17 protein-coding genes are annotated in these 19,378 nt (G+C 44.0%); 15 read left to right on the top strand and 2 right to left on the bottom strand.

The genetic code is table 11. The features are described from left to right. Nucleotides 1-2: 2 nt before the first annotated feature. Both B092_RS0105760 and B092_RS0105755 read right to left on the bottom strand, forming a co-directional pair. The gene (locus B092_RS0105760; protein WP_018574302.1) at nt 3-2,312 is read right to left on the bottom strand and encodes a TonB-dependent hemoglobin/transferrin/lactoferrin family receptor; all 2,310 of its coding nucleotides are present in this window, start codon (nt 2,310-2,312) and stop codon (nt 3-5) included. A gap of 200 nt (nt 2,313-2,512) precedes the next feature. Continuing rightward, on the bottom strand, nt 2,513-3,436 hold the full coding sequence (locus tag B092_RS0105755; protein WP_018574301.1) for a LysR family transcriptional regulator: 924 nt from the start codon (nt 3,434-3,436) through the stop codon (nt 2,513-2,515). Between the two features lie 494 nt (nt 3,437-3,930). On the opposite strand from B092_RS0105755, the gene B092_RS0105750 reads away from it, so the two are divergent. The 15 genes from B092_RS0105750 (at nt 3,931) to B092_RS0105680 (ending at nt 19,104) form a co-directional block, all read left to right on the top strand. Continuing rightward, nucleotides 3,931-5,076 (top strand): muconate/chloromuconate family cycloisomerase, encoded by a 1,146-nt coding sequence (locus tag B092_RS0105750; RefSeq protein WP_018574300.1) that lies wholly within the window; start codon nt 3,931-3,933, stop codon nt 5,074-5,076. Between the two features lie 63 nt (nt 5,077-5,139). Continuing rightward, nucleotides 5,140-6,075: a catechol 1,2-dioxygenase gene (gene catA / locus B092_RS0105745; RefSeq protein WP_018574299.1), complete on the top strand. Its 936-nt coding sequence runs from the start codon at nt 5,140-5,142 to the stop codon at nt 6,073-6,075. A 119-nt stretch (nt 6,076-6,194) separates the two neighbouring features. Continuing rightward, nucleotides 6,195-7,568 carry a Rieske 2Fe-2S domain-containing protein gene (locus B092_RS0105740; protein ID WP_018574298.1) on the top strand — a complete coding sequence of 458 codons (1,374 nt, stop codon included), beginning with the start codon at nt 6,195-6,197 and terminating at the stop codon, nt 7,566-7,568. A 12-nt stretch (nt 7,569-7,580) separates the two neighbouring features. Further along, nucleotides 7,581-8,063, top strand: a complete 483-nt coding sequence (benB, locus tag B092_RS0105735; protein WP_018574297.1) for a benzoate 1,2-dioxygenase small subunit — start codon at nt 7,581-7,583, stop codon at nt 8,061-8,063. Nucleotides 8,064-8,077: 14 nt separating this feature from the next. Beyond that, the gene (benC, locus tag B092_RS0105730; protein ID WP_018574296.1) at nt 8,078-9,082 is read left to right on the top strand and encodes a benzoate 1,2-dioxygenase electron transfer component BenC; all 1,005 of its coding nucleotides are present in this window, start codon (nt 8,078-8,080) and stop codon (nt 9,080-9,082) included. Nucleotides 9,083-9,171: 89 nt separating this feature from the next. Further along, the gene (locus B092_RS0105725) at nt 9,172-9,936 is read left to right on the top strand and encodes a 1,6-dihydroxycyclohexa-2,4-diene-1-carboxylate dehydrogenase (RefSeq protein ID WP_018574295.1); all 765 of its coding nucleotides are present in this window, start codon (nt 9,172-9,174) and stop codon (nt 9,934-9,936) included. Nucleotides 9,937-9,991: 55 nt separating this feature from the next. Further along, a complete protein-coding gene (locus B092_RS0105720; RefSeq protein WP_018574294.1) occupies nt 9,992-11,335 on the top strand; it encodes an MFS transporter in 1,344 nt (447 codons plus the stop codon). Nucleotides 11,336-11,345: 10 nt separating this feature from the next. Continuing rightward, nucleotides 11,346-12,038, top strand: a complete 693-nt coding sequence (locus B092_RS0105715; RefSeq protein ID WP_018574293.1) for a 3-oxoacid CoA-transferase subunit A — start codon at nt 11,346-11,348, stop codon at nt 12,036-12,038. An 18-nt stretch (nt 12,039-12,056) separates the two neighbouring features. Next, nucleotides 12,057-12,713, top strand: coding sequence for a 3-oxoacid CoA-transferase subunit B (locus tag B092_RS0105710; protein WP_018574292.1), 657 nt, complete (start codon nt 12,057-12,059; stop codon nt 12,711-12,713). Between the two features lie 32 nt (nt 12,714-12,745). Then, nucleotides 12,746-13,951, top strand: coding sequence for a 3-oxoadipyl-CoA thiolase (pcaF, locus tag B092_RS0105705; protein ID WP_018574291.1), 1,206 nt, complete (start codon nt 12,746-12,748; stop codon nt 13,949-13,951). 19 nt (nt 13,952-13,970) lie between these two features. Further along, nucleotides 13,971-14,774 carry a 3-oxoadipate enol-lactonase gene (pcaD, locus tag B092_RS0105700; protein WP_018574290.1) on the top strand — a complete coding sequence of 268 codons (804 nt, stop codon included), beginning with the start codon at nt 13,971-13,973 and terminating at the stop codon, nt 14,772-14,774. Nucleotides 14,775-14,813: 39 nt separating this feature from the next. Then, complete coding sequence (gene catC, locus B092_RS0105695) at nt 14,814-15,089, top strand: muconolactone Delta-isomerase (protein WP_018574289.1); 276 nt, start codon at nt 14,814-14,816, stop codon at nt 15,087-15,089. Between the two features lie 67 nt (nt 15,090-15,156). After that, the gene (locus tag B092_RS0105690) at nt 15,157-16,326 is read left to right on the top strand and encodes a benzoate/H(+) symporter BenE family transporter (RefSeq protein ID WP_018574288.1); all 1,170 of its coding nucleotides are present in this window, start codon (nt 15,157-15,159) and stop codon (nt 16,324-16,326) included. Beyond that, nucleotides 16,323-17,576, top strand: coding sequence for a GTPase (locus B092_RS0105685; protein WP_018574287.1), 1,254 nt, complete (start codon nt 16,323-16,325; stop codon nt 17,574-17,576). The genes B092_RS0105690 and B092_RS0105685 overlap by 4 nt, the downstream gene beginning before the upstream one ends. 4 nt (nt 17,577-17,580) lie before the next feature. After that, on the top strand, nt 17,581-19,104 hold the full coding sequence (locus B092_RS0105680) for a dynamin family protein (protein ID WP_018574286.1): 1,524 nt from the start codon (nt 17,581-17,583) through the stop codon (nt 19,102-19,104). Nucleotides 19,105-19,378 lie beyond the last annotated feature (274 nt).

Raw genomic sequence — 19,378 nt, 5'->3', positions numbered from 1 at the left:
TTTTAAAACTCATAACGTAAAGACAACATACCGTAGCGCCCGCGTGATGAGTAATAGTCAATATCACGAGATAAAGCTGACGTGCCCTGTGTCGGTACATTTAGCGCCTGCCAATGCTTTTTATCAAAGGCATTAATTAAATTAACTTGTACATGTAAGCCCTTAGCAAACTTAGGCTGCCAATAAGCACCTAAATCCACGGTGCCATAGCCCGGTGCTTTAAAATCGGGATAGGGGGCATCGGCTGTCGGCTCTTTGTAACGCACTTTGTTGCGCTTAGCGACTAAATTAAGATGGATATTAGCCCCCCATTGCTCACGGTCATAACCCAATCCTACATAGCCTTTAAGTGGCGCCACTGAATTCAGGTGTGTGTCATTTTCCCTGTCTTTGCCAACCGTCCAAGCCAAACCACTTTGCAATGTCCAATGATCAGCAAAACGCCATTCAGTTTTAGCTTCTAAACCATAAATTCGCGCCTTTTCAAGATTGTCTGTATGAAAAACACCAAAGGGATAATGTCCGAGCGTTTCTTGAGCAATGGCGTATGGGGAATCTGCAGGTATGGGTAAATTAGATTCAATAAAGTTTTTATAGTTTTGATGGAAAAACACAAGCGATGCGTTAATGCTATCGTCATCCCAAGCGGCCCCTAACTCAATACCGCGACTGGTTTCAGGCTTCAGATCGGCATTGCCCATGCGCATATAATTCATGATTGAGCCATATTTAAAATATAACTCGGTGGCGCTAGGTGCTCTAAAACCATGAGCATATTGTGCATAAAGGGTGAGCTCTTGGCGTGGTTTAATTTCAATCAGAATTGAAGGTGACCAACGCCCCCCGCTACGTGTAATAGATTCATTGCCGGAAACACCACCTGTCGTATCTGCAAAATTAGCTGCGTATTTAGGCTTACGCTCCCAATAATCGTAACGTAGCATGGGTGTCACTCGAAACTTATTACCATACCAAGCAAAGGTGTTTTGTAGATAAAAGCCAAGATCTTGTGATTCGACTTTAGGCACATCTGATTGGTTGGTATGTAAAAAATCACATGTACGAGGACCAAATGGCGCAGGTGTCCCAAGCGGTACCGACGGGCAATTATCATAGCCATCAGATGCTTGTGCATAACGACCGCTTTGATAATCAATACCAATCAACCAATTACTATAAAAATCATTATCACCAAGATAGCCTTCAGCCTCTAAACGGCCACCAAGGGAGCGATTCCGGATACTGTTATCACGGCCAATGGGGCCATATGGATTACCATAACCAAAGGGATTGCCGGGAATGATAAAGGCACGCCCATCAACTTGATAATTACGATAGGCATCGTAGCCCGAACTTATTTCATTATCCTGCCAATAAACCAAGGCACTCACCCTATCCAAGAGCGCCTGCCGTCCCTGCTTTTGATAATCATAAGTTAACCAAACACGGTCGGAAGATGAGCGTTCATGCCCAGTGTTATTACCAATATCATAGTTGGCATTGTTTTGCTCATCAACCAGATCAATCTGTGAGCGACTTCTAAAGGTTGAGGCGTTTAAACCGAGCACATGCTCAGGACTCATATCAACCTCAAAGCGAACTAAGGCATTTTTCTCATGACCACTCTCCGGATTGGCTTTAGTCCGGTCAGTCCCATAACCTCCTACGCCGCCCATATTTTTCACTTCACTGAAGTCTTTATAACTACCGTAGAGCATGGCTCTAAATCGCTCTGAGAACTGCGCTGCTAAGCCCACCTGCGTGGTCACGCTATCATCATAGCCGGAGTAACCTACTCCACCTAAGAATCCGAATGATTTATTGTCTTTGAGCAGATCAGAAAAACCGATAGAATTAAGCGCTACCTGACTACCTAAGGATCCGGATCCCTTAATACCCGTACCTTTTAAGACGACAATGGAAGATAAGCTGCCGAAAGAGAAGCTTTGCTGACCGCCGCTCGTACCGCGCGCGCCATCCTGCAGCCAAGGATTAGGAATACCATCTACAAACAACTGTACGCGGTGACGGTCTAAGCCACGAATATTAATACTGCTATTTTGCTCTTCAAAATTAAGACCCGGCTCAATGCGACCAAGATCATGCCATGACTGAATACCTGCTTTTTCCAGCGTTTGACGTGTCAGCGTAGTTACCGAAGGTAACTCATCATCTACACCAATGGTTGTTAAAGAAAGGCCGGGAAGCTCTGTTACCGGGACTTGTTCAGAAGGAGGTGGTGTTAGTGATTGGGAATAGGAAGGGATGCTAAATGTGCTTAACACAATTAGCATGGAAATGTTTAATTTCATTAACTGCCTCAATTGATCATCTAAAAATGTAATTGAATGATAACAATTATCATTAATGTTCGTATTATCACTACTTATTAGTTCAAGATCAAGGAGCTTAGGAAAACTTTATGAATTAAGTAAGAGACAGGCAACAGAAAAATGCCGACTGACTGACATCAGCCAGTGGCTATAAAATTGACAGTAATAAGAAGTAGCACCTAAGGTTTAAAGCCATAATCCGGATCTAATAATTCCGGATTATCTCTATATAGCTTTTCGATCATTTTAAAAAAGCCATCGATATACCAAGAGGTATCCTTTTTGCGATAACTAAAAATAATCGGGATACTGACATTTTCTTCTTCAGCAATTAAACGATAGTGAATATCGCTACGAATCCTCGCTCCCGTCGGCATCACACAGTACCCCACCCCGGCTGCAACTAGCCCCAGCGCTGTTTGTAAACTTTGAACATCATGGATTTCAGAAAGATGAATCCTTCGATCATGTAGGGCATTTAACACATAATCTGCAAAACTGGGGGTCGAATTAGACGGATAGACAATGATGTCTTTATTATTTAAAACACTCAGTGGCAATGGCTCCTGACTCGTAGCCAAAGGGCTCGTATATGGCACCGCTAAGGCTAATCGCTCCTCACGCAACACCACCCTCGATATTGCCGGGTCGTACATGCGCACGCGACCAAAGCCAATATCAATGCGTCCTGATTTTAGCGCTTCAAACTGCTCGGCAGAGGTCATTTCCAAAAACTCTAAGCGTGTATTTGGAAAGGCATCTCTGAAATCTTGTACTAAGCTGGGTAAACCACTATAAATTGTCGAGACCACAAAGCCAATAGAAAGCCGCTCTTGATAGCTTTGACCCAGTCGTGTGGTGGCAACTTGCATTTGCTCAATACGATTCAATAACTGAATACTCTGCTCATAAAACAAGCGCCCAGCCTCGGTTAGCTCCAAGGGACGAGTATCACGCTTAAGTAATTGAACACTTAAAAACTCTTCCAATAGCTGAATCTGTCGACTCAATGGTGGTTGAGTAATGTGTAATCGTTCAGCCGCCGCAGTAAAACTGCGCTCCTCTGCCACCGCAACGAAATAACGAATTTGCTTTAGATCCATATCGGGCAGTCCATAAACGTCAATTCAATCAAAACACAAAGCATTGATTTTAATACTATTTTAACAATTTATACTTTTTTTGTATAGCATTAACCAATTAAGGCAGCGGGGTAAATTTCTCTCGTCAATTTAATCTATACATCAATAAATATGGGCGTAACAAGCGGTTATCTTATGACTTAATTTTATCTAACAAACCACCTAGAAGCCTGTCTACTCTACCTCTCAAGCCATTACTAGGTTGAAACTGCATTACCTATCTAATAAGCAAACACTACTCCAAAAAGACATAAAATCTTACATTCTTAAAATCTATATAGGGTAATCCATAGATTTTGCTTTTTCATCACTGCAACTAATTGATTTATAAGCCATTATTTTTAATTATACCTTTTTTGTATAGGCTTAGGTAATTAAAGAATTGGACGTTTTTTTGACCAAACGCTTTAATAAAAACCATCAAGAAAACAATTCATTACAAAGGTTTTAATACTATGGTAACAATCGATAGCATTGAGACGCTACTGGTAGATTTACCCACCATCCGTCCACACCAACTTTCTATGACCACGATGAAAGGTCAAACATTAATGATCGTTCGCATTACCTGCTCAGACGGTTCTGTAGGTATTGGTGAAGGTACCACGATTGGCGGTTTAGCTTATGGTGCTGAATCTCCAGAAAGTATGAAGCTTAATATTGATACGTATTTTACGCCTTTGTTAGTTGGCCAAAACGCCGATCAAGTACTTGTTTTAATGCAGCGTTTAAATCAAGCTATTCGCGACAACCGTTTCGCTAAGAGCGCGGTAGAGACAGCTCTTTACGATGCGCTAGGCAAGCGTTTAAAGCTATCTGTTGCCGACTTATTGGGTGGCAGCTTACGCAGCAGCCTACCGGTGGCTTGGACTTTAGCTTCTGGCGATACGGCTAAGGACATTGATGAAGCTGAGCAAATGTTAGCCACACGCCGCCATCAAATTTTCAAACTAAAAATCGGTACACGCTCTGTCGCGGAAGATGTTGCTCACGTAGCCGCCATCAAAAAAGCCTTAGGCGATCGTGGACAGGTACGTGTTGACGTGAATATGGCTTGGTCAGAATTAGAAGCGATCAACGGTGTTGCCGGTTTGGCAGATGTTGGTTGTGAGTTAGTTGAGCAACCTGTCGCTTGCCCACAAGCATTACGACGTTTGACTCAGCAATCATCCATTGCCATCATGGCTGATGAATCCCTAGTAGGTCCTCAATCAGCTTTTGATTTAGCTAAAAACAAAGCGGCCGACGTATTTGCCATCAAAATCGAGCAGTCCGGTGGCATGCGCGCAGCACAAAAAGTAGCAGCAATTGCTGAAGCTGCAAATATCGAACTATATGGCGGAACAATGCTTGAAGGTGCCATCGGCACAATCGCATCTGCGCACGCCTTTTCAACATTCCAGGCACTTGAGTGGGGCACCGAGTTGTTTGGTCCCTTATTAATTACAGAAGAAATTCTAGAAACGCCTTTGCGTTACGAAAATTTTGAACTGCAAATCCCTCAAGGGCCGGGTTTAGGGATCACTTTAGACGAAGAGCGTATTCAATTCTTTAATCGCGCTCAACGCAAAAAAAGTGTAAGTTTAGCAACCAGTGCATAAATCTATTCTAACTATAAGTATTTATGCCTAATTTTCATTTATGTAAATGTATTAGGAGACGTCATGAATCCAAAATTATTTGATACAGCAGAAATTCAAGATTTTTTGAAAGAATCCTGTGGCTACAACCAAGAAGAAGGTAACCCACGCGTTAAAGAAATCGTTCATCGTATTCTTAGCGACTTATTCAAAACAATCGAAGATTTAAATATCACTCCGGACGAATATTGGGCCGGTATCGCTTACCTCAACCAACTTGGTCAAAGCCAAGAAGCTGCTCTTTTATCACCGGGCTTAGGTATTGACCGCTACTTAGATCTGCGCATGAACGCTATCGATGAGGCATTAGGTGTAGAAGGTCGTACTGAGCGTATGATTGAGGGTCCTCTATACGTAGCCGGCGCACCTGTAGAGAAAGGCTATGCTCGTTTAGATGATGGCAGCGACAAAAACGGTCACTTATTATTAATGCATGGCGTCGTTTACGGTGCTGATGGTAATCCTTTACCAAATGCCCAAGTTGAAGTATGGCATGCCAATACAAAAGGTTTCTACTCCCACTTTGATCCAACCGGTGAGCAACAACCTTTCAATATGCGTCGTACCATCATCACTGATGATCAAGGTCGCTATAAATTCCGCAGTATTCTTCCTGCTGGTTATGGCTGTCCTCCAGATGGCCCTACTCAGCAGTTACTGAACCAACTAGGCCGCCACGGTAACCGTCCTGCACACTTGCACTTCTTTATCAGCGCAGACGGTCATCGCAAATTAACCACTCAAATCAATATTGATGGTGACCCGTACGTTAATGACGACTTCGCTTTCGCTGTTCATGATGATTTAGTACCTCCTGTTACTGAGGTGACTGATGAAGCTCGCATGAAAGAAGAAAACATGGAAGCACCGTTCGCAGAAATTGAATTTGATTTTCATTTAACTGCACTCGTGGATGGTAAAGATAACCAAGCCGTTGAGCGCCCACGTTTAGTTGGTTAATAAACAGGCTGTTAATCGCCTCATCAAACAACTTAAATAAAAAATACATTTTTATTTAGTGCGAGCTTGAGCCTACCTGGCTCAGGCTTGCTCTAACTTAGTCCCAAAAAGGAAGAGTTATGGAAAAGATTTATGACGTGGAGCAGGTATTAAACTCTGCAATGGAAATCGATAAAGAAGCCGGTATTTACCGCTGTCGCCGTGATATATTTACCGATGAAAATATCTTCGAATTAGAAATGAAGCATATTTTTGAAGGTAACTGGGTATATCTTGCTCATGAGAGCCAAGTTGCCGGAATAAATGATTACTTCACTACCCATATTGGCCGTCAGCCTATTGTCATTACACGCGGTAGAGACAACGAATTAACCGCCTTGATTAATGCTTGTGCTCACCGTGGTGCCACCTTATGTCGTCGCAAACGCGGTAATCGCGGTAGTTTTACCTGTCCATTCCACGGCTGGACCTTTAGCAACAAAGGTAAGTTATTAAAAGTTAAAGATGACAAGACCACTGAATACCCTGTACAGTTCAATACAGATGGCTCTCACGACCTCAAAAAGGTTGCTCGTTTCGAGAGCTACAAAGGTTTCTTATTCGGTAGCTTAAACCCGGATGTTCTACCTCTAGAAGAATACCTCGGTGAAACCAAAGTCATTATTGACCAAATCGTTGAGCAATCACCTGAAGGTATTGAGGTATTAACCGGTAACTCCAGCTACATCTACGATGGTAACTGGAAACTGCAAATGGAAAACGGTGCTGATGGTTATCACGTGAGTAGTGTTCACTGGAACTATCTCGCTACAATGGGCCGCCGCCATGAAGAAGGCACAAAAGCAGTTGATGCTTCAGGTTGGAGTAAGAGTGTTAACGGTGTGTATGGTTTTGAAAATGGTCACATCCTACTATGGACTAACACAGTAAACCCTGAAGTTCGTCCTATTTTCGATACCCGAGACGAATTGGTTGAGCGTTTAGGTGAAACCAAAGCCGATCTGATCATTAGTCAAACGCGTAACTTAGGTCTCTACCCAAACGTTTACTTAATGGACCAGTTCTCAACACAAATTCGTGTAACACGCCCTATCAGCGTTGATAAAACAGAAGTTACTATCTACTGCTGGGCTCCTAAAGGTGAAAGCGCTGAACATCGCGCACTCCGTTTGCGCCAGTATGAAGACTTCTTCAACGTATCCGGTATGGGCACTGCAGATGACTTAGAAGAGTTCCGTGCATGTCAAGAAGGCTACGCTGCTGCCAGCACTGCTCCTTGGAATGACTTAAGCCGTGGTGCTCCACTATGGATCGACGGTCCTGATGAAAATGCCAAAAAACTCGGTATCAACCCATTACTAAGCGGCGAACGTAGTGAGGATGAGGGTTTATTTGTTTGTCAGCATGACTTCTGGTTAAGTTCTATGCAAAAGGCGCTAACCAAAGAAAAAGAGCAATTAGCGCAAGCCAAGTCAGAAAATAACGCAGCTTAAGGAGAATACACCATGGATTACACTTCAATTCAAAGCTTTTTATACCGTGAAGCACGCTTATTAGACGACAGAGAGTGGGAAACTTGGCTCACCTGCTACGACGATAACGTTGAGTACTGGATGCCTTGTTGGACAGATGACGATGAACTGACTAAAGATCCTCAAACAGAAGTTTCTTTAATTTACTATTCCGATCGTAAGGGTCTTGAGGATCGTGTTTTCCGTATCCAAACTGAGCGTTCCAGTGCGACTCTCCCTGAGACTCGTACTAACCACATGGTTACCAATATTGAAATTTTAGAAAGCCGTGAGAACGAAGTTGATGTACGTTACAACTTCCACACGCTAAGCTTTCGCTACCTAAAAACCGATCATTTCTTCGGTACGATTTACGTCACTATCAAAAAGGATGGTGATGAGTTGAAAATTAGCAATAAAAAAATTGTATTGAAAAATGATTACATACGACAAGTGATTGATATATATCACATTTAATTCGAGAGTAAAAAATGAGCTACAGTATCGCTTTAAATTTTGAAGATGGTGTCACTCGATTTATTGACTGCGGTGAGGACGAAAAAGTACTAGATGCTGCCTACCGCCAACGAATCAATCTTCCGATGGACTGCTCAGACGGCGTTTGCGGCACTTGCAAATGCCAAGCTGAAAGTGGTGATTATAAGCTCATCGATGAATACATCGATGAAGCACTCACCGAAGACGAGGCGGAACAAGGCCTAGTGCTAACTTGCCAGATGGTACCCAAATCTGACTGTGTTATCTCTGTGCCTGTTGCCTCGACGATGTGCAAAACCGGCACCAATGCTTTCAAAGCCACGGTAAAAGAATTGCGTCGTTATGATGATGCCGCCTTCGAATTGTTCATTGATGCGAATGGTTCTACCCCATCCTTCTTACCCGGTCAGTACGTAAATATCGTGGTTCCAGGTAGCGAAGATCATCGCTCCTATTCCTTTAGCTCAGCACCGGGCGAGAGCATGGGCTTTTTAATTAAGCACGTTCCTAACGGCCTAATGAGTAATTGGTTAGCTAACGGCGCTGAGCCGGGTATTGAAGTCGACGTAACCGGTCCACTGGGTACATTCTATCTGCGTCCGGTCACTCGTTCATTACTATTTTTAGCGGGTGGTACAGGTTTAGCGCCTTTCCTATCCATGCTGGAAGTGTTGGCTAAGCAAGGTTCTACACAATCTATCACGATGCTTTATGCTGTCACTCGTGATCAGGACTTGGTACTGGTAGACGCATTAGAAGCATACGCTGAGCGCCTACCTAACTTTAGCTTTATGACCATTGTGGCTGATCAGGACTCGGAGCACCCACGTAAGGGCTATGTGACTCATCACTTAGAGCCCAGCATGCTTAATGATGGCGAGGTCGATGTATACCTATGTGGCCCTCCTCCAATGGTAGATGCAGTCAACGATTATATGAAAGACAACAATATGACGCCTGCAAACTTCTACTACGAGCGCTTCATTCATAGCGTTTAACTTTAAGAGTTCTTATTAATTATTAGCTATGCATTACCCTTGCAGTCTCTCCGGACTACAAGGGTAATTCAGCCACAAAGAGGATAACAATGTCTCGACTACGTTTTGAAAATAAAGTCGTACTGGTGACTGGAGCAGCTCAAGGAATTGGTCGTCGCGTTGCCGAACTACTACTGGACGAAGGTGCCAAACTTGTTCTGGTTGATCGCTCTGAATTAGTTCATGAGTTAAAGCAAGATCAAGTGATTACCCTGACTGCTGACTTAGAGCAATTTGACGGTGCCCAAACAGCAGCAAATGCAGCGTTAGAGCATTTTGGTCGTATTGATGTACTCATCAATAATGTGGGCGGTACCATTTGGACCCGACCCTTTGAGCGTTACGAGCCTGAGCAAATTGAAAAAGAAGTTCAACGCTCCTTATTCCCTACCCTATGGTGCTGTCGCGCAGTATTGCCAAGCATGTTGGAGCAAGGCAAAGGCGCGATTGTTAACGTGTCATCGATCGCTACACGTAGCGTTAACCGCGTACCTTATGGCGCTGCTAAAGGTGGAGTAAATGCTCTGACAGCCTGCTTAGCATTTGAAACGGCAGAGCGCGGCATTCGTGTTAATGCAGTCGCTCCCGGTGGCACTGAAGCACCTCAACGCAAAATCCCGCGCAATACAGAAACACCCGATGCCGAAGAGCAAGTTTGGTATCAACAAATTGTAGATCAAACAGTCGATAGCACCTTAATGAAGCGCTACGGCACCTTGGATGAGCAAGCCAATGCTATCTTATTCTTGGCTTCTGATGAAGCCTCTTACATAACTGGAACCGTTCTACCTGTTGGTGGAGGAGACCAAGGCTAATAAATAAAAGCCGATAGTCACCACAGGTAATATTCACCTTAGCGAGGAGCTAAACATGGAAAAAGTAGATATTAACGATGTTGTTGATCGCGCCAAATTTAACCGCTTTCATTTTGCCGTAATGATGTTATGTGCATTACTGCTAATTTTTGATGGTTATGATTTATTTATTTATGGTGTCGTTCTGCCTGTCCTAATGGACGAATGGAGCTTAACGCCCGTTCAAGCAGGTGCATTAGGTAGTTATGCACTATTCGGCATGATGTTCGGTGCCTTTGTTTTTGGTCCGCTAGCTGACCGTATTGGTCGCAAAAATGGGGTTCTTATTTGTTTTATCCTATTTAGTCTAGCAACTTTCTTAACCGGTTTTGCTCAGAGCACGACCCAATTCGGTATTCTTCGCTTCATCGCTGGCTTAGGTTGTGGTGGTCTGATGCCTAATGCCGTCGCTCTGATGAATGAATACGCCCCCCGCCGCTCTCGTGGTACCTTAGTCGCCTTAATGTTTAGCGGCTATTCTCTTGGCGGTGTATTAGCTGCAGGCGTCGGTATTTATGTCCTACCTCGTTTTGGTTGGGAGTTTATGTTCTTTGCGGCAATTATTCCGTTATTGCTGGTACCGGTTTTAATATGGAAATTACCCGAATCTATCGGCTTCCTAGTGCGCGAAAACAAGAACGACCAAGCACGTCAGATGCTGGCTAAGCTAAGCCCGGATACACCAATCAACGCACAAACCGAATTAACCCAAAATATCACCAAAGCAAACTCAGTACCGGTATTTGATCTGGTCAAAGAAGGTCGCGGTCTTGGAACCTTAATGATTTGGTTAGCCTTCTTCTGCTGCTTACTGATGGTTTACGCTTTAGGTTCGTGGTTGCCAAAACTAATGGCTAACGCCGGTTATAGCTTGGGTTCCAGCTTATCTTTCTTATTAGCACTTAACTTCGGTGGTATGTTTGGTGCAATCCTAGGTGGTTGGTTAGGTGACCGTTTTGGTTTACCACGCGTGATGGCTTGGTTCTTCGTTGCCTCTGCAGTATCTATCAGTTTATTAGGCTTTAATAGCCCGATGATTGTCCTGTACAGCTTAATTATCATTGCCGGTGCAACCACTATCGGTACACAGATTTTACTGTATGCAAATACCGCTCAGTTCTACCCATTATCTATGCGTTCTACCGGGTTGGGTTGGGCTTCTGGTATTGGTCGTTTCGGTGCAATTGCCGGTCCATTCTTAGGTGGCACACTGATGGCAATGGCCTTACCGCTAAAGATGAACTTCTTCGCTTTTGCTATCCCAGGTGTTGTTGCCACTCTAGCCATTCTATTATTTATTTTTGCCTCACAGCGTCAAGCTCGTTCTGCAAAGAGCGTAGCCGCTGCCGTGGCTTCTTAGGAGTTTAACAGTGATTAATAAAATCGTTGACAGCGTAGCTGAAGCCTTAAAAGATGTTAAAGACGGTTCTACCGTGTTAATTGGCGGTTTCGGTACGTCGGGTATCCCAGATGCTCTTATTGACGGTTTGATTGAACAAGGTGCCAAAGACTTAACCGTGGTCAACAACAACGCCGGTAACGGCGACCAGGGTTTGGCTGCCCTTTTGAAAGCGGGTCGTGTACGTAAAATCATTTGTAGCTTCCCGCGTCAAGCTGATTCTTATGTTTTTGATGAGCTTTATCGTAGTGGGAAAATTGAGTTGGAAATTGTCCCTCAAGGTAATCTTGCCGAACGTCTACGTGCTGCCGGCGCCGGTATCGGCGGATTCTTTTGTCCAACCGGTTATGGCACCGAATTAGCTGAAGGTAAAGAAACTCGCTTAATTAATGGCCGTTGGTATGTTTATGAAGAGCCAATCCATGGCGATGTCGCTTTAATTAAAGCGGAAGCGGGTGACCGTTGGGGTAATTTAACCTATCGTAAAGCCGCTCGTAACTTCGGCCCGGTAATGGCGACTGCTGCTAAGCAAACCATTGCCACCGTCTATGAGCTTAAGGAACTCGGTGAATTAGATCCGGAGTGCATCATCACACCGGGCATTCACGTTAAAAAAATTGTCAAAGTTCCCAGAGTAGCAACCAAAGCCGGTGGTTTTAAATAACTTGATAAGGAGCTGACTATGACAACGACATACAAACCCCTCAGCCGCGATGAAATGGCTGCTCGTGTAGCCAAAGATATTCATGATGGCGCATACGTTAACCTAGGCATTGGTATGCCAACTAAAGTTGCCAACTACTTACCGGATGACATTGAAATTGTCCTCCATAGTGAAAATGGTATTTTAGGCATGGGCCCCGCCCCCGAAGAGGGTCAGGAAGATTATGACCTCATCAATGCCGGTAAACAGCCGGTAACACTACTGGATGGCGGCTCTTATTTCCACCATGCGGATAGTTTTGCCATCATGCGTGGCGGTCATTTAGATATCTGTGTCCTAGGTGCCTTCCAAGTGTCTGCTAAAGGTGATTTAGCTAACTGGAGTACCGGTGAACCGGGTGCCATTCCTGCCGTCGGCGGTGCAATGGATCTCGCTATCGGTGCCAAATCCACTTGGGTGATGATGAATTTATTAACGCGCGACGGTACAAGTAAATTAGTCCAGGAAGCCACCTACCCGCTCACAGGTATCGAGTGCGTCAAGCGCGTTTATACCGATTTGGCTACCTTTGCTTGCACACCTGACGGTTTAGAGGTCATCGATAGAGTCGAAGGCCTAAGTCATGAAGAATTAGAGCGCTTAGTAGGTATGCCTTTAAAACAGGCTAGTAACTAACCCTCTTAACGTAATTTATTGTAGGAAAAATAATGAGTCAATCTGTTTTTATTTGTGATGCGATTCGTAGTCCATTTGGACGTTACGGCGGTAGTCTATCTAGCGTACGCCCGGATGATTTAGCCGCCAGTGTCATCAAAGCGCTCGTTGAGCGCAACCCATCACTCGATGCGTCACTCATCGATGACACCATCCTAGGTTGTGCCAACCAAGCGGGTGAAGACAATCGTAACGTCGCTCGCATGGCTACTCTATTAGCCGGCTTGCCAATTGATGTACCCGGCAGTACGATTAACCGTCTCTGCGGTTCCGGTTTAGATGCCATTGGTACGGCAGCGCGCGCAATTAGATCCGGTGACACTCAACTCATGCTTGCGGGCGGCGTTGAGAGCATGAGCCGCTCGCCTTTTGTGGTACCCAAAGCAACGACCGCTTTTTCCCGCAGCAACAGCATCGAAGACACCACGATCGGTTGGCGCTTCATTAACCCGGTCATGCGAGAAATGTACGGTGTTGATGCCATGCCTGCCACTGCCGAAAACGTCGCTGATGATTTTAATATTTCCCGAGAAGATCAGGACATCTTCGCGTTAGCAAGTCAGGAAAAATACGCTGCCGCTCATAACGCCGGTTTTTTCAAAGATGAGATTGTCTCTATCAGTGTTCCTCAGCGCCGTGGCGATCCAATTATTTTTGATACGGATGAACACCCTCGTGCGACGTCAATGGAGGCGTTAGCTAAGCTTAAAGCCATTGTTCGTTCTGACGGTACGATTACTGCAGGTAATGCCAGCGGTGTCAATGATGGTGCTGCGGTTGCCTTATTAGCAAATCAGCAGATGGTTGAGCGTTTTGGCCTCACACCTAAAGCGCGTGTGGTCGCCATGGCGACTGCCGGTGTTGCGCCACGTATCATGGGTCTCGGACCCGTACCAGCCACTCGTAAAGTACTCGACATTGCCGGCTTAACACTTGATCAAATGGATGTCATTGAGCTAAACGAAGCCTTTGCTGCCCAAGGACTTGCGTGTATGCGTGAATTAGGCCTCAAAGACGACGATCCTCGTGTCAACCCAAATGGTGGTGCCATTGCATTGGGGCATCCATTAGGTGCCAGTGGCGCACGCTTAGTGGCAACTGCCATTAATCAGCTGCACAAAACAAACGGTCGCTATGCCCTTTGTACTATGTGTATTGGTGTGGGCCAAGGTATTGCCTTAATCATTGAGCGAGTGTAAGAAGTAAGGAGTAAGAACAATGACGTCTAATATTTACCAATTAGAAACGACGGCAGGCTCATTTAGAGTGGCTGTTGATGGTGCAGAAGATGCGCCGGCATTAATTTTAAGTAATTCCCTCGGTACCACCTTAGAAATGTGGGATCCCCAGGTCGACGCATTATCCAAGAAATATCGTCTTATTCGTTATGACACGCGTGGTCACGGTGGTAGCCCGATCACCAAGGGTCCATACAGTTTTAAGCAATTAGCTGCCGATGTGGTCGCTATTTTAGATGCGCTAAACATTGACACTGCTTCTTTCTGCGGCGTTTCAATGGGTGGTCATACCGGACTTCAACTGGGTATCGACTCACCTGAGCGCTTTGACGCGATTGTGGTATGTAATAGCGCTGCTAAAATCGGCACCGCTGAGGCTTGGAAGGAACGCGCAGATGCCTTACGTAGCAAAGGTCAAGAAGCCATTAACGAACTGGCAGCCTCTGCTCCAACACGTTGGTTTACTGAGGACTTTATCCAGCAACACCCTGACATCGTCAAAGGCATGCAAGATCAGTTTGCTAACTTGGATGCAGAAGGTTATGCCGCATGTTGTGACGCACTTGGCGCTTCTGACTTACGCAAAGAACTAAATTGTATTATCGTACCGACTCTTTTAGTTGCCGGTAAATACGATCCTGTTTGTACTGTTAAAGATGCACACGACATGAACGGTCTAATCAAAGGCTCATCAGTCGCTGTGTTAGAAGCATCGCATATTTCTAACGTTGAAGATGCCGACGCATTCACTAAAACGATCGTTGATTTTATCGACGCTCAGTAAATTATTTATTTATAAACCTAATTTATTAAAGGACACATCATGTTATTTCTAGTTCATATGATCGTTAATATTCCTAAAGATCTGCCTAAAGACGTTGCTCAAGAAATTATCGCAAAAGAAAAGGCCTACTCTCAGGATCTTCAGCGCTCAGGTAAATGGCCTCATCTATGGCGTGTCGTTGGTGAATATGCTAACTACAGCATTTTTGAAGCTGAGAGCAATGATGAGTTACACGATATGCTTAGCAATCTGCCTCTTTTCCCATACATGGAAATCAAGGTAACGCCTTTAGCTAAGCACCCATCTGCTATCTAATTCTTAAACCCTTTACGTGTTTAAGCTGAGCTCACTCTCATTTAATTCATCATAATTGGTAAAAACAATGCGTGATTGGTCTATTTCAGCCTGGATGACAGGTTTTTTAGCTGTATTAATTTCCTACAGTGGTCCCCTTGTTATCTTTATTCAGGCCGCTCATGCAGGCAATATGTCAAATGAGATGTTGAGCTCATGGATTTGGGCTATTTCCATTGGTGCAGGCATCAGTGGCATTGTGCTCAGTGTGCTATTAAAGGCACCGATTATTACTGCTTGGTCTGCACCCGGCACGGCATTATTACTCAACTTATTTCCCAATATCACGATGCCCGAAGTGGTGGGGGCGTATTTAACCGCAGCAGTTATCAGCGTCATTGTTGCTTTTACAGGTTCCTTTGAGCGTATTGTCAAACTTGTGCCTCAGGGAATTGCAGCAGCAATGATTGCAGGAATTTTATTCCAGTTCGGCATGCAGGCCTTTATTTCTTCCAGTGAAATGCCTGGCGTCATTATGGCGATGGTTGCAATCTATTTGCTCGGTCGCCGCTTTATACCAAAATTTACAGTTATTATTGTCGCACTCGCAGGTTTTGCCAGTGTCTTTTTCTTAGATCTAGCCGATTTTTCTAATGTCAGAATCGCCTTGGCCACGCCTATCTTTACTTGGCCCGAATTTAATTTACCCGCCTTTTTCAGCTTTACTATCCCTCTCGTTGTAGTGAGTTTAACCGGGCAGTTTCTGCCGGGACTCGTTATTTTACGTATGGATGGCTATGAACGCTCATCAAGAGCGGTTGTTGGCGGTACGAGTTTAATCTCTATTGTGATGGCGTTTTTTGGTGGTATTTCAATTGTTTTAGCAGCGATTACTGCTGCCCTATGTACCGGTAAAGAAAGCCATCCCGATCCTAAAAAAAGATATGTATCGGGCATTGCTAATGGCGTGTTTTATCTCATAGGCGGTACCTTTGCCGGCACCATTGTTTTACTGTTTAGTGCAATCCCTTCGGCGGTGATTGCTGCCCTAGCCGGCCTAGCTTTAATTGGCGCCATCGTTGCCAATATTAGATTACTCTGTTCAGAATCAACCTATATAGAGCCCGCTGTTATCTGCTTTATGGTCACTGCGTCCAACATGAGCATTGGTGGCATGGGTTCAGCTTTTTGGGGCATTGTACTTGGTATGCTTGCCTACTGGATTTCAAGTTATAAAAAGGTGGAGAAGCAGTCATGAATCAGACTGAATTATTAAAAAATAAAGAAGCTATATTAAACGTTTTGCCACAGCACGAGATTACTCTCAAACGCTTAGAAAAATTAGCTGATAAAGACGCCCTACCCGTCGTCACCGTCATGGGTAAATATAATCATGGCAAAAGTCGTTTATTGAATGAGCTGATTGGCGATGACTTATTTGCCGTTGCCGATAAGCGCGAGACCAAGGCACTACACCTAGCCGAACATCAAGGAGTGGCATGGATTGATGCGCCGGGTTTAGATGCTGATGTCCATGAGGTTGACGACAGTTTTGCAGAAGAAGCGCTGTGGATCAAATCAGATATTCGCTTTTTAGTTCACGCTGCCAAAGAGGGTGAGCTGGATGCATCAGAAACCGAGCTATTAAAATCGCTTAACCAAGATGAACAACAAACCAAACGTCAATCTATTTTTGTACTGACTCAAATTGACCAAGTTGCTGATGATGAGACCATGGAACGAATTAATCATCATCTTAGCGCGCAATTAGAGGACACCCCTATCTTCCCTGTTTCTTCTGTTCGTCACCGTAAAGGTGTTGAGGAAAATATCCCTATTTTCATCGAAAAAAGTGGTATCCCTGCACTAAAAGAACATTTACAAAAGGCGCTTGAGAAAGTCACTGAGCATAGAGCATTTGAAGAGCAGGGCTATTTCACTCAACTGACTGATGAACTGCTAGCCAAGCACAACTATCACACAGAAAAACACAAAGAATTAACCCTAGCTGCCAATACCGTCGAACAACGCTTTGTCAGCGATCTAACAGCCGCACTTGAACAAGGTGCTGAGGACTTAAAAGAGATCATGAAAGAGCCGGAGGTAGATCACTCCCTAAACCCCGGCAGCAGTACCGATTTATTCAAAAAAACCGCCGCTAAGCAAGACCGCTCGCGTCTGCAAATCGCCTACTCTCGTGCCTGCCTACTCATTCGAAGTGTATTAACTAAATATGGCATGCTATACCTTAATAAGAATGAAGAAGTTGGCGCATCAAGCTTAAATACGGTGATGGTCGCTGTGATGGGTATCTCTGTAAAATTCCGTCCTCAACTGCGCCGTATGTTTGGCGAAGCAGCCGGCCGTGACGCATTATTACACGATTTTAAAGTGCATTTTGATCAATCAAAAAATCGCTTGCAAGCATTAGCAGAAATTGAAGAAGAATCAGCACAAATCAATACCATCAAAACAGCACAACAGGTGCTGGCAACATGGCAGGAATAAGTCAATGAGTTATCAACACGAAGAAAGCTTTATCAAAGGCTTAGAGAGTTTTATCTTTGGTGCGCAAGATTTAAGCGCACAACAGCAAGCACTTGAGTCTTGGCAAACTGAATTAGAGACTTTTTTACAAACTCACGCATTTAATACCGCGGGTTTAAAAAAGCAGCACCCTCTTTCTCAAGTCATTAATCAGCTTTGCGCTAAAAAAAAGCAATATCTACCCGCATGGGAGCAGTCTAAACAAGAGCTAAGCCCTGCATTGGACTTAGCAGAGAGCTTTGCCGACAAGCTTATGTTCCTAGTATTTGGTAAGTTTAATGCCGGTAAAAGTTCATTTTGTAACTTCATTGCTGATCGCTTTAAATTTCACGATAAGCAGGTACAACCATTTACCCTGGAAAATGGTCAAATTGAATATCACAACTTGCCTTTCCAAGAGGGAAGCACTGAGACGACAGCACACATTCAAGGCGTGATTTTAAACAATCGCTTAGTCCTTATCGACACCCCGGGCTTACACTCGATCACTTCTGAAAATGCCGCTCTGACTCAGCAATTTTTAGAAAGTGCAGATGGTATTTTATGGCTAAGCAGCTCAACATCCCCAGGACAAGTACAAGAACTTGAAGACCTCGCACAAGAGATACGTCGCCGCAAGCCCTTACTACCGGTAATCACCCGCAGCGACTTTATTGATGAGGTATTTGTTGATAATGATATTAAAAAAGTACTTTGCAATAAGAGTGCTGAGAACCGCACCCTACAAGAACAGGATGTACTACAACGCGCTCAAGACAAATTAATATCGCTCGATATGGATGCTGATCTCGTGCAGCCGCCTATTTCTATTTCGGTTTACTATGCACGACAACATGGGCTCACCGATGAGGCTTTATCAGATGCCGGTTTATATAATCTCTACCAAGCACTATTAAACTTATCAGAACCTGTGGTTAGCTATAAGGAGCGTAAACCATTAGAAGTGTTTATGCACTACCTGGAAGAAGTGGTGCTTAGAGATATTGATAGCCTTGTTGAGGAAATCAATCAATTAAAGGCCCTATATCAAACAGAAACTGAGCAATTAGCTACATCAGTTGAAGCAATTAAAACGGCTATTTGGCAAAACACCCTCTCCAAACTCCCCACGCTGATGGATAAATACATTACTTCAGTTAGTGAGGATCCGACGATGCATTTCAATAGGGATTTCAGGGAAACGGTTAAGGCCAATTTAAAAACAGAACTCAATGAAAAATTTGCTGTTTATGAGGTGAATCTAGATACGCTGCTAAATAAAGCTAATCAGCTAGGCACAGATATCACATTAAATTCAGAAAATTATGAGGCATTTTACTTAGCCATTGAAGAAAATCTACAGACCCAATTAGAAAGTTACGGTAACTTTTTAACTGAACAAGCTAAAACATCCCTTGAGAAAATTGCTCAGCAACTTATCCAACTCAAGGAACACTTAGAAAAAAGAAAACAAACACTCACCTTGAGACTTTTGCATAAAAACGGTTAAATAGCGCTTTTTTGTTCTACTTGGAAATTTTTTGATTTTTTTGGAAATTTTCGACAAATTTCACCCCGCTTTTATCGATAAATGCCTGTTTTTTTGGCATTTATCTGCCTAATTCTGCCTTTTAGGCAAAATTAGGCGCAACTATCCTAAGCTTATTGGCAGCTTTTAAACAATTGATGCAAATCGCTTTCAAAAGCGACTGCGCATGCACCTTGACGAGACCAAAATAGCTTGCCCGCTTATGTTTGAATTTACGGTGCAGCGTGCCGAAACT

Origin of the sequence: Oligella ureolytica DSM 18253 (assembly GCF_000373745.1) — a bacterium.
Classification (GTDB): Bacteria; Pseudomonadota; Gammaproteobacteria; order Burkholderiales; family Burkholderiaceae_B; genus Oligella; species Oligella ureolytica.
This window is presented reverse-complemented; position numbering and strand designations above follow the sequence as displayed.

Bases quoted from the DNA above. Each gene is read 5' to 3' on its own strand.
- B092_RS0105760 (WP_018574302.1), bottom strand. From the start codon at position 2,312: ATGAAATTAAACATTTCCATGCTAATTGTGTTAAGCACATTTAGCATC.
- B092_RS0105755 (WP_018574301.1), bottom strand. From the start codon at position 3,436: ATGGATCTAAAGCAAATTCGTTATTTCGTTGCGGTGGCAGAGGAGCGC.
- B092_RS0105750 (WP_018574300.1), top strand. From the start codon at position 3,931: ATGGTAACAATCGATAGCATTGAGACGCTACTGGTAGATTTACCCACC.
- catA (WP_018574299.1), top strand. From the start codon at position 5,140: ATGAATCCAAAATTATTTGATACAGCAGAAATTCAAGATTTTTTGAAA.
- B092_RS0105740 (WP_018574298.1), top strand. From the start codon at position 6,195: ATGGAAAAGATTTATGACGTGGAGCAGGTATTAAACTCTGCAATGGAA.
- benB (WP_018574297.1), top strand. From the start codon at position 7,581: ATGGATTACACTTCAATTCAAAGCTTTTTATACCGTGAAGCACGCTTA.
- benC (WP_018574296.1), top strand. From the start codon at position 8,078: ATGAGCTACAGTATCGCTTTAAATTTTGAAGATGGTGTCACTCGATTT.
- B092_RS0105725 (WP_018574295.1), top strand. From the start codon at position 9,172: ATGTCTCGACTACGTTTTGAAAATAAAGTCGTACTGGTGACTGGAGCA.
- B092_RS0105720 (WP_018574294.1), top strand. From the start codon at position 9,992: ATGGAAAAAGTAGATATTAACGATGTTGTTGATCGCGCCAAATTTAAC.
- B092_RS0105710 (WP_018574292.1), top strand. From the start codon at position 12,057: ATGACAACGACATACAAACCCCTCAGCCGCGATGAAATGGCTGCTCGT.
- pcaF (WP_018574291.1), top strand. From the start codon at position 12,746: ATGAGTCAATCTGTTTTTATTTGTGATGCGATTCGTAGTCCATTTGGA.
- pcaD (WP_018574290.1), top strand. From the start codon at position 13,971: ATGACGTCTAATATTTACCAATTAGAAACGACGGCAGGCTCATTTAGA.
- catC (WP_018574289.1), top strand. From the start codon at position 14,814: ATGTTATTTCTAGTTCATATGATCGTTAATATTCCTAAAGATCTGCCT.
- B092_RS0105690 (WP_018574288.1), top strand. From the start codon at position 15,157: ATGCGTGATTGGTCTATTTCAGCCTGGATGACAGGTTTTTTAGCTGTA.
- B092_RS0105685 (WP_018574287.1), top strand. From the start codon at position 16,323: ATGAATCAGACTGAATTATTAAAAAATAAAGAAGCTATATTAAACGTT.
- B092_RS0105680 (WP_018574286.1), top strand. From the start codon at position 17,581: ATGAGTTATCAACACGAAGAAAGCTTTATCAAAGGCTTAGAGAGTTTT.